Below are 7700 nucleotides of genomic sequence, written 5' to 3' on the forward strand. Positions count from 1 at the left end.
CCTGTGCGTGCTGGCCGCCCGGGGGCTGCATCCGTGGTTTCTCTTGCTGTATGCGCGGCTCCTATCCCGCGCGCGGCCCCCCCCACTACAACAGCTCGTGCAAAAAAAACGCCGGCGTTGGCCGGCGTTTTTCTTGATGCTGCTGCAATCCTCAGTGTTTGAGGTTGCGGCGCAGGCGCTCCAGGGCTTGCAGCTGGGCGGTGACTTCGGCCAGCTTCTGCTGTGCCTCGGCCAGTTCCATGGCTTCGCCACGGTGTGCCAGCACGCGCTCTGCTTCTTCCTTGGCCTTGCGCACCGATGCTTCATCGATGTCGCTGGCGCGGATGGCAGTGTCGGCCAGCACGGTAACGACCTGCGGCTGTACTTCCAGGATGCCGCCGGAAATGGCGAAATCCAGGTGCTCGCCTGCAGCGGTGGTGACCACGACCTTACCCGGCTTCAGACGGGTGATCAGCGGTGCGTGCTTGGGCGCGATGCCCAGCTCGCCCAGCTCACCGGTGGCCACGACCAGGGTCGCTTCGCCGCTGAAGATCTGCTGCTCGGCACTGACGATGTCGCAACGGATGGTGCTCATGGATCTCTCTTCGCCTGGTTGGGTGGGCCTGCGCCCACCGCAGGTTGCCGCGTGGGCGGAGCATGCTCCGCCCTACGTGGTTATTAGGCCTTTTCAGCCATCTTCTTGGCCTTCTCGACCGCTTCTTCGATGCCGCCGACCATGTAGAACGCCTGCTCCGGCAGGTGGTCGTATTCGCCATCGACGATGGCCTTGAAGCCACGGATGGTGTCCTTCAACGGCACGTACTTGCCCGGCGAGCCGGTGAACACTTCGGCCACGTGGAACGGCTGGCTGAAGAAGCGCTCGATCTTACGGGCGCGCGACACGGCTTCCTTGTCTTCCTGGGAGAGTTCGTCCATGCCCAGGATGGCAATGATGTCCTTCAGTTCCTTGTACTTCTGCAGGGTCTGCTGGACGCGCTGTGCGGTGTCGTAGTGCTCGGTACCGATGACCTGCGGGTCCATCTGGCGCGAGGTCGAGTCCAGCGGATCCACGGCCGGGTAGATACCCAGCGAGGCGATCGAACGCGACAGGGTCACGGTCGAATCCAAGTGGGCGAACGTGGTGGCCGGCGACGGATCGGTCAAGTCATCGGCGGGCACGTACACGGCCTGGATCGAGGTGATCGAGCCGGACTTGGTCGAGGTGATGCGCTCCTGCAGGACGCCCATTTCCTCGGCCAGGGTCGGCTGGTAACCCACCGCCGACGGCATACGGCCCAGCAGTGCCGACACTTCGGTACCGGCCAGGGTGTAGCGGTAGATGTTGTCGACGAACAGCAGCACGTCCTTGCCCTTGCCGCTGGCGTCCTTCTCATCACGGAAGTACTCCGCCATGGTCAGGCCGGTCAGTGCAACGCGCAGACGGTTGCCCGGCGGCTCGTTCATCTGGCCGTACACCATCGCCACCTTGTCGAGGACGTTGGAGTCCTTCATTTCGTGGTAGAAGTCGTTGCCCTCACGGGTACGCTCACCCACGCCGGCGAACACGGACAGGCCGCTGTGCGCCTTGGCGATGTTGTTGATCAGCTCCATCATGTTGACGGTCTTGCCGACGCCGGCGCCGCCGAACAGGCCGACCTTGCCGCCCTTGGCGAACGGGCACATCAGGTCGATGACCTTGATGCCGGTTTCCAGCAGCTCGGTCGAGGAAGACTGGTCTTCATACGACGGGGCCGAACGGTGGATTTCCCAGCTGTCCGAAGCCTGCACCGGGCCGGCTTCGTCGATCGGGCGACCCAGCACGTCCATGATGCGGCCCAGGGTGCCAGCGCCGACCGGCACCGAGATGGCGCGGTTGGTGTTGGTGGCAACCAGGCCACGCTTCAGGCCGTCGGTCGAACCCAGCGCAATCGCGCGGACGATACCGTCACCCAGCTGCTGCTGGACTTCCAGCGTGATTTCGGTGTTGTCGACCTTCAGCGCGTCGTACACCTTCGGCACGTCGGTGCGCGGGAATTCGACGTCGACGACCGCGCCGATGATCTGAACGATCTTGCCCTGACTCATTGCTGCATCCTCTAAATGTGTGCTGTTGACTGCGCGCGTTAGACCGCTGCCGCGCCGCTGACGATTTCGGAGATTTCCTGGGTGATCGCTGCCTGGCGGGCCTTGTTGTAGACCAGCTGCAGGGTTCCGATCATCTTGTTCGCGTTGTCGCTTGCCGCCTTCATCGCCACCATGCGAGCTGCGTGCTCGGAGGCAACATTCTCCAGCACCGCCTGATACACCAACGATTCGATGTAGCGGGTGATCACGTGCTCAAGCACGGTTGCCGCGTCGGGCTCGTACAGGTAATCCCAGTCGTGCGAAGCCACCTGCTTTTCGGCGGCCGGCAACGGCAGCAGCTGGTCGAAGCTGGCCTTCTGCGTCATCGTGTTGATGAAGCGGTTGTAGACCAGGTAGACGCGGTCAACCTTGCCTTCGGTGAAAGCATCCAGCATGACCTTGATCACGCCGATCAGCGTTTCCAGCTTGGGCTGGTCGCCGATGTTGGCCACCGAGGCGGCCATGTTGACGTTGACGCGACGGAAGAACGCGCCGGCCTTCTGGCCAACGGTCACCACGTCGATCTCGGCGCCCTTGTCCTGCCAGTCACGCATTTCCGCGACCGTCTTGCGGAACAGGTTGTTGTTCAGGCCGCCGGCCAGACCGCGATCGGAGGAGATCACGATGTAACCCACGCGCTTGACCTGCTCACGCTCGACCAGGAACGGGTGCTGGAAATCGGTGCTGGCCTGGGCCAGGTGACCGATCACCTGCTTCATCGCCTGCGCGTACGGACGCGAGGTCTTCATCCGATCCTGCGCCTTGCGGATCTTGGAGGCCGAGACCATTTCGAGCGCGCGCGTCACCTTGCGGGTGTTCTGCACGCTCTTGATCTTGGTTTTGATTTCGCGTCCGCTTGCCATCTCTTATTCCCGTAGAGCGGGGCTATGCCCCGCTTTATCAGTGTGAAGCGGAGCAAGGCTCCGCTCTACATACGCTCTTACCAGGTGCCGGTGCTCTTGAAATCGGCGATGCCCTTCTTGAAGGCAGCTTCGATGTCGTCGTTCCAGGCGCCGGTGCTGTTGATCTTGGAGGTCAACTCACCTGCGGTGTTGGCGAAGTGGGCGTGCAGGCCGGCTTCGAACGAGAGCAGCTTGTTGACCGGCACGTCGTCGAGGAAGCCCTCGTTGACGGCGTAGATCGACAGCGCCTGGTCGGCGATCGACATCGGTGCGTACTGCTTCTGCTTCATCAGCTCGGTGACGCGCTGACCGCGCTCCAGCTGCTTGCGGGTGGCTTCGTCAAGGTCGGAGGCGAACTGCGCGAACGCAGCCAGCTCACGGTACTGGGCCAGCGAGATACGGATGCCGCCGGACAGCTTCTTGATGATCTTGGTCTGGGCCGAACCACCGACGCGCGACACCGAGATACCGGCGTTGACGGCCGGACGGATACCGGCGTTGAACAGGTCGGTTTCCAGGAAGATCTGGCCGTCGGTGATCGAGATCACGTTGGTCGGAACGAAGGCGGACACGTCGCCAGCCTGGGTTTCGATGATCGGCAGTGCGGTCAGCGAACCGGTCTTGCCGGTGACGGCGCCGTTGGTGAACTTCTCCACATACTCTTCCGACACGCGAGCTGCGCGCTCGAGCAGGCGGGAGTGCAGGTAGAACACGTCACCCGGGTAGGCTTCGCGGCCCGGCGGGCGCTTCAGCAGCAGCGAGATCTGGCGGTAGGCAACAGCCTGCTTGGACAGATCGTCGTACACGATCAGGGCGTCTTCGCCGCGGTCCATGAAGTACTCACCCATGGTGCAGCCAGCGTAGGCGCTGATGTACTGCATCGCAGCCGATTCGGAAGCGGTGGCAGCCACGACCACGGTGTGGGCCAGGGCGCCGTTCTCTTCCAGCTTGCGCACGATGTTGGCCACGGTCGAGGCCTTCTGGCCGATCGCGACGTACACGCACTTGATGCCGGTGCCCTTCTGGTTGATCACGGCGTCGATCGCCATGGCCGTCTTGCCGGTCTGGCGGTCACCGATGATCAGCTCGCGCTGGCCACGGCCGATCGGGATCATGGAGTCGACCGACTTGTAACCGGTCTGCACCGGCTGGTCGACCGACTTGCGCCAGATCACGCCCGGCGCAACGCGCTCCACCGGAGCGGTCAGCGCGGTGCCCAGCGGGCCCTTGCCGTCGATCGGCTCACCCAGCGCGTTGACAACGCGGCCGAGCATTTCCGGGCCCACCGGCACTTCCAGGATGCGGCCGGTGGTCTTGGCCACGTCGCCTTCGCGCAGGTTCTGGTAGTCGCCCAGGACCACGGCGCCGACCGAGTCGCGCTCCAGGTTCAGTGCCAAGGCAAAGGTGTTGTTCGGCAGTTCGATCATTTCGCCCTGCATCACGTCGGCCAGACCGAAGATGCGCACGATGCCGTCGGACACGCTGGTGACGGTGCCTTCGTTGCGCGATTCCGCGGACAGGGCGACCTTCTCGATGCGGGTCTTGATCAGTTCGCTGATTTCAGAGGGGTTGAGCGTGGTAGCCATCGTCAAGTCCTAGTGCCGGCTTGTGGCCGGACGGTAATGTGAATTCAGTGTGCGAGCGCGGTCTGCAGGCGCGACAGCTTGCCCTTGAGCGAGCCATCGATGACCACGTCGCCGGCATCGATCACGGCGCCGCCGATCAGCGAAGCGTCCACCGCGGTCGATACCTCGACGTCGCGGCCGAAACGCTTGCGCAGCGCAGCCTTGATCTTGTCCAGTTCCTCGCCCGACAGTTCGGCGGCCGAGGTGACGGTGGCCTTGACCACGTGTTCGGCTTCAGCGCGCAGCTGCTCGAACAGACCGGAGATTTCCGGCAGTTGCTGCAGGCGGCGGCCTTCGGCCAGCAGGGCCAGGAAGCGACCGTAGGTCTCGCTGGTCGCGTCCGGGGTCAGCAGGGCGACGGCATCGCCGCGGCTCAGCTGCGGATTCGACAGCAAGGCCGACACGCGCGGATCGGCTGCAACGCGGGCGGAGAACGCAAGCGCGTCCGACCACGGCGCGAACTTGCCTTCCTCACGCGCAATCGCGAAAGCGGCGCGGGCGTACGGGCGGGCAAGCGTGAGGGCCTGGCTCATCGATCAGATCTCCGCAGCCAGCTCGTCGAGCAGCGCCTTGTGGGCGTTGGCATCGATTTCGCGCTTGAGCAGCTTTTCGGCACCGGTCACGGCCAGGGCGGACACCTGCTTGCGCAGATCTTCACGGGCACGGTTGGCGGCAGCGTCGATTTCAGCCTGGGCCAGTTCTTTCTGGCGGGTGGCTTCGGCGATGGCTTCGTTCTTGGCGGCTTCAACGATCTGGTTCGCGCGGGCATGCGCCTGGTCGATGATCTCGTTGGCCTTGCCACGGGCTTCTTTCAGTGCCTCGTTGACCTTTACTTCCGCCTGCGCCAGATCTTTCTGGCTGCGGTCGGCAGCGGCCAAGCCCTCAGCGATCTTCTGCTGGCGCTCTTCAATGGCCTTCAACAACGGCGGCCAGATCTTGGTCGCGATGATCCAGATCAGCAAAGCAAAGGCCAGGGCCTGTGCAAAGAGGGTGAGATTGATATTCATGATTAGCTCGATCGCTGGTGTCGGGGGTGGCTGCGCCGCCGTGGCGGCACAACCGAACCTTCATCCGAAGTCGGGTGCCGACAGGCACCCGACCGTCTCACTGCAGCTGGATCAGCCTGCCAGCTTGGCGGCTTCGGCCAGCAGGGCAGCAGCCAGCGGGTTTGCGAAGGCCAGCAGCAGGCCAACGGCGACCGAGATGATGAACGCGGCGTCGATCAGGCCGGCGGTGATGAACATGCGGACCTGCAGGACCGGGATCAGTTCCGGCTGGCGAGCGGCCGACTCCAGGAACTTACCAGCCATGATGGCCAGACCGAGGCCAGCGCCCAGTGCGGCCAGGCCGATCATGATGCCGACGGCAAGGGCGGTGGAGCTCTGAACTTGGGCGAGGTTGGTCAGGACGGCGAAGTACATGGTTATCTCCAGGAACTTTAAGTAGCTAAGGGTGATGAAACGGATGAAGGTTGAAACTGGGTGAAGCTTGTAACTTTAGTGACTGTCTTCCGACAGGCTCAAGTACACGATGGTCAACATCATGAAGATGAAGGCCTGCAGCGGGATCACCAGCAGGTGGAACAGCATCCAGCCGAAGCCGAACACGCCACCGGCAACGGCACCGAACACGCCGGCACCGCCCAGCACCCAGATCAGCAGGAAAACGATTTCGCCGCCGAACATGTTGCCGAACAGTCGCATCGCCAGGGAGATCGGCTTGCTCAGCCACTCGACGATGTTGAGGATCAGGTTGAACGGCATCATCCACTTGCCGAACGGAGCCGTCAGGAATTCCTTGACGAAGCCGCCGATGCCCTTGGACTTCAGCGCGAAGAAGATCATCAGGATGAACACGCTGATCGACATGCCCAGGGTGGCATTGACGTCGGCGGTCGGCACCGGCTTCCAGTAGTGGATGCCTGCCAGCTCCAGCGGCTTGGCGATGAAATCGGCCGGGATCATCTTGATGAGGTTCATCAACAGGATCCAGAAGAAGATGGTGATCGCGATGGGCGTGATCAGCTTGCTCTTGCCGTGGTAGGTGTCCTTGGCCTGGCGGTCAACGAACTCCAGGCAGATTTCAACGAACGCCTGCCACTTGCCCGGCACACCAGCCGTGGCCTTGCGGGTTGCCATCCAGAAGGCGAACACCATCAGCAGGCCCATCAGGACCGCGGTGACGATGGTATCGACGTGGATCATCCAGAAACCACCGCCCTCACCGACCGGAGCGGTCAGATTCTGCAGGTGATGCTGGATGTACGTGGTAGGAGTTAGAGCCTCGCCCGCCATGTGTCCGGAACCTTTATGAGTGAATCAACGTCTGGCCAGAGCCAGAACCTGGAACATCAGCGCCACTGGAATTGCCGCCAGCAGAGCCAAAGGAGGAAGTCGCCACCAGAAAAAAGCCATTCCCAGCACGGCAACAATCAGCACAATCTTCAGCATGAACCCCAGGAACAGGCGGATCATTGCTGAACCAGCGGCCTGAACGCCGCCACCGAGCCCTACCCACGCGGCCAGCGCCGTCCCTGCCACCACCGCCAGGCCCGATACAAGGGCGCCCAGCGCATGCTTTGGCCCCACGAAGAGGAAGGCCAGAGCCAGGACCACCACTGCGGCCAGCGGGTATACCGCGGCGCGCAACATCAGTCGCCGACCCGCGTCAACGGAGTTCAGCACGTCAAAGTGTCCTGCTTCAGGTAAAGGGAAGAGCCGAATCGCGCAAAGGCGTCTCGTCGAGCCGCGAAAGTATAACAGCGGGACAATTTGCGAGACAACCGGCATTTGTCCCCATTTGACTATGCAAGTGGCCGCAATATCACGTTTTTTCCCCCGCTGCCCAAGCAACGGTCCAGGTTGCGGGACAATAAATATTGCACTGCAACACGGGAACTTCCCACTGCCCCGCCGGTCAGACAGCTGCAGTCGGCAATCCGCTACCTCGTCGGGTGGGTGCGCGGACTCGGGTGAGGTGGTGGCGCCCCCCCACGGCGGCCCCCCCACGCCCCAAGTTCGGCCCGGCGACCCAAATGCTGGCCCGCGCGCGGCCCGAGATCGAACACCAA

At 62.9% G+C, this 7700-nt stretch carries 9 protein-coding genes; all 9 read right to left on the minus strand.

Annotated elements, in window-relative coordinates; translation table 11 throughout:
• Positions 1 to 151: 151 nt before the first annotated feature.
• The 9 genes from AC1VWL_RS18810 to AC1VWL_RS18850 all read right to left on the minus strand — a co-directional run bounded on the left by AC1VWL_RS18810 (position 152) and on the right by AC1VWL_RS18850 (position 7314).
• Positions 152 to 574, minus strand: a complete 423-nt coding sequence (locus tag AC1VWL_RS18810; protein WP_057626868.1) for a F0F1 ATP synthase subunit epsilon — start codon at positions 572 to 574, stop codon at positions 152 to 154.
• Between the two features lie 83 nt (positions 575 to 657).
• The gene (gene atpD / locus AC1VWL_RS18815; RefSeq protein ID WP_282272807.1) at positions 658 to 2064 is read right to left on the minus strand and encodes a F0F1 ATP synthase subunit beta; all 1407 of its coding nucleotides are present in this window, start codon (positions 2062 to 2064) and stop codon (positions 658 to 660) included.
• Between the two features lie 38 nt (positions 2065 to 2102).
• Positions 2103 to 2966, minus strand: a complete 864-nt coding sequence (gene atpG, locus AC1VWL_RS18820; protein ID WP_057626866.1) for a F0F1 ATP synthase subunit gamma — start codon at positions 2964 to 2966, stop codon at positions 2103 to 2105.
• Positions 2967 to 3043: 77 nt separating this feature from the next.
• Positions 3044 to 4591 (minus strand): F0F1 ATP synthase subunit alpha, encoded by a 1548-nt coding sequence (gene atpA / locus AC1VWL_RS18825; RefSeq protein ID WP_282272809.1) that lies wholly within the window; start codon positions 4589 to 4591, stop codon positions 3044 to 3046.
• Positions 4592 to 4635: 44 nt separating this feature from the next.
• Positions 4636 to 5163 carry a F0F1 ATP synthase subunit delta gene (locus AC1VWL_RS18830; protein ID WP_293715042.1) on the minus strand — a complete coding sequence of 176 codons (528 nt, stop codon included), beginning with the start codon at positions 5161 to 5163 and terminating at the stop codon, positions 4636 to 4638.
• A 3-nt stretch (positions 5164 to 5166) separates the two neighbouring features.
• Positions 5167 to 5637, minus strand: a complete 471-nt coding sequence (locus AC1VWL_RS18835; RefSeq protein WP_282272812.1) for a F0F1 ATP synthase subunit B — start codon at positions 5635 to 5637, stop codon at positions 5167 to 5169.
• A 111-nt stretch (positions 5638 to 5748) separates the two neighbouring features.
• Positions 5749 to 6051, minus strand: a complete 303-nt coding sequence (gene atpE / locus AC1VWL_RS18840; protein ID WP_054661978.1) for a F0F1 ATP synthase subunit C — start codon at positions 6049 to 6051, stop codon at positions 5749 to 5751.
• Positions 6052 to 6126: 75 nt separating this feature from the next.
• The gene (gene atpB / locus AC1VWL_RS18845) at positions 6127 to 6924 is read right to left on the minus strand and encodes a F0F1 ATP synthase subunit A (protein WP_282273293.1); all 798 of its coding nucleotides are present in this window, start codon (positions 6922 to 6924) and stop codon (positions 6127 to 6129) included.
• A gap of 24 nt (positions 6925 to 6948) precedes the next feature.
• Positions 6949 to 7314 (minus strand): hypothetical protein, encoded by a 366-nt coding sequence (locus AC1VWL_RS18850; protein ID WP_482987693.1) that lies wholly within the window; start codon positions 7312 to 7314, stop codon positions 6949 to 6951.
• Positions 7315 to 7700 lie beyond the last annotated feature (386 nt).

It is taken from the genome of Stenotrophomonas sp. STEN063, assembly GCF_056854515.1.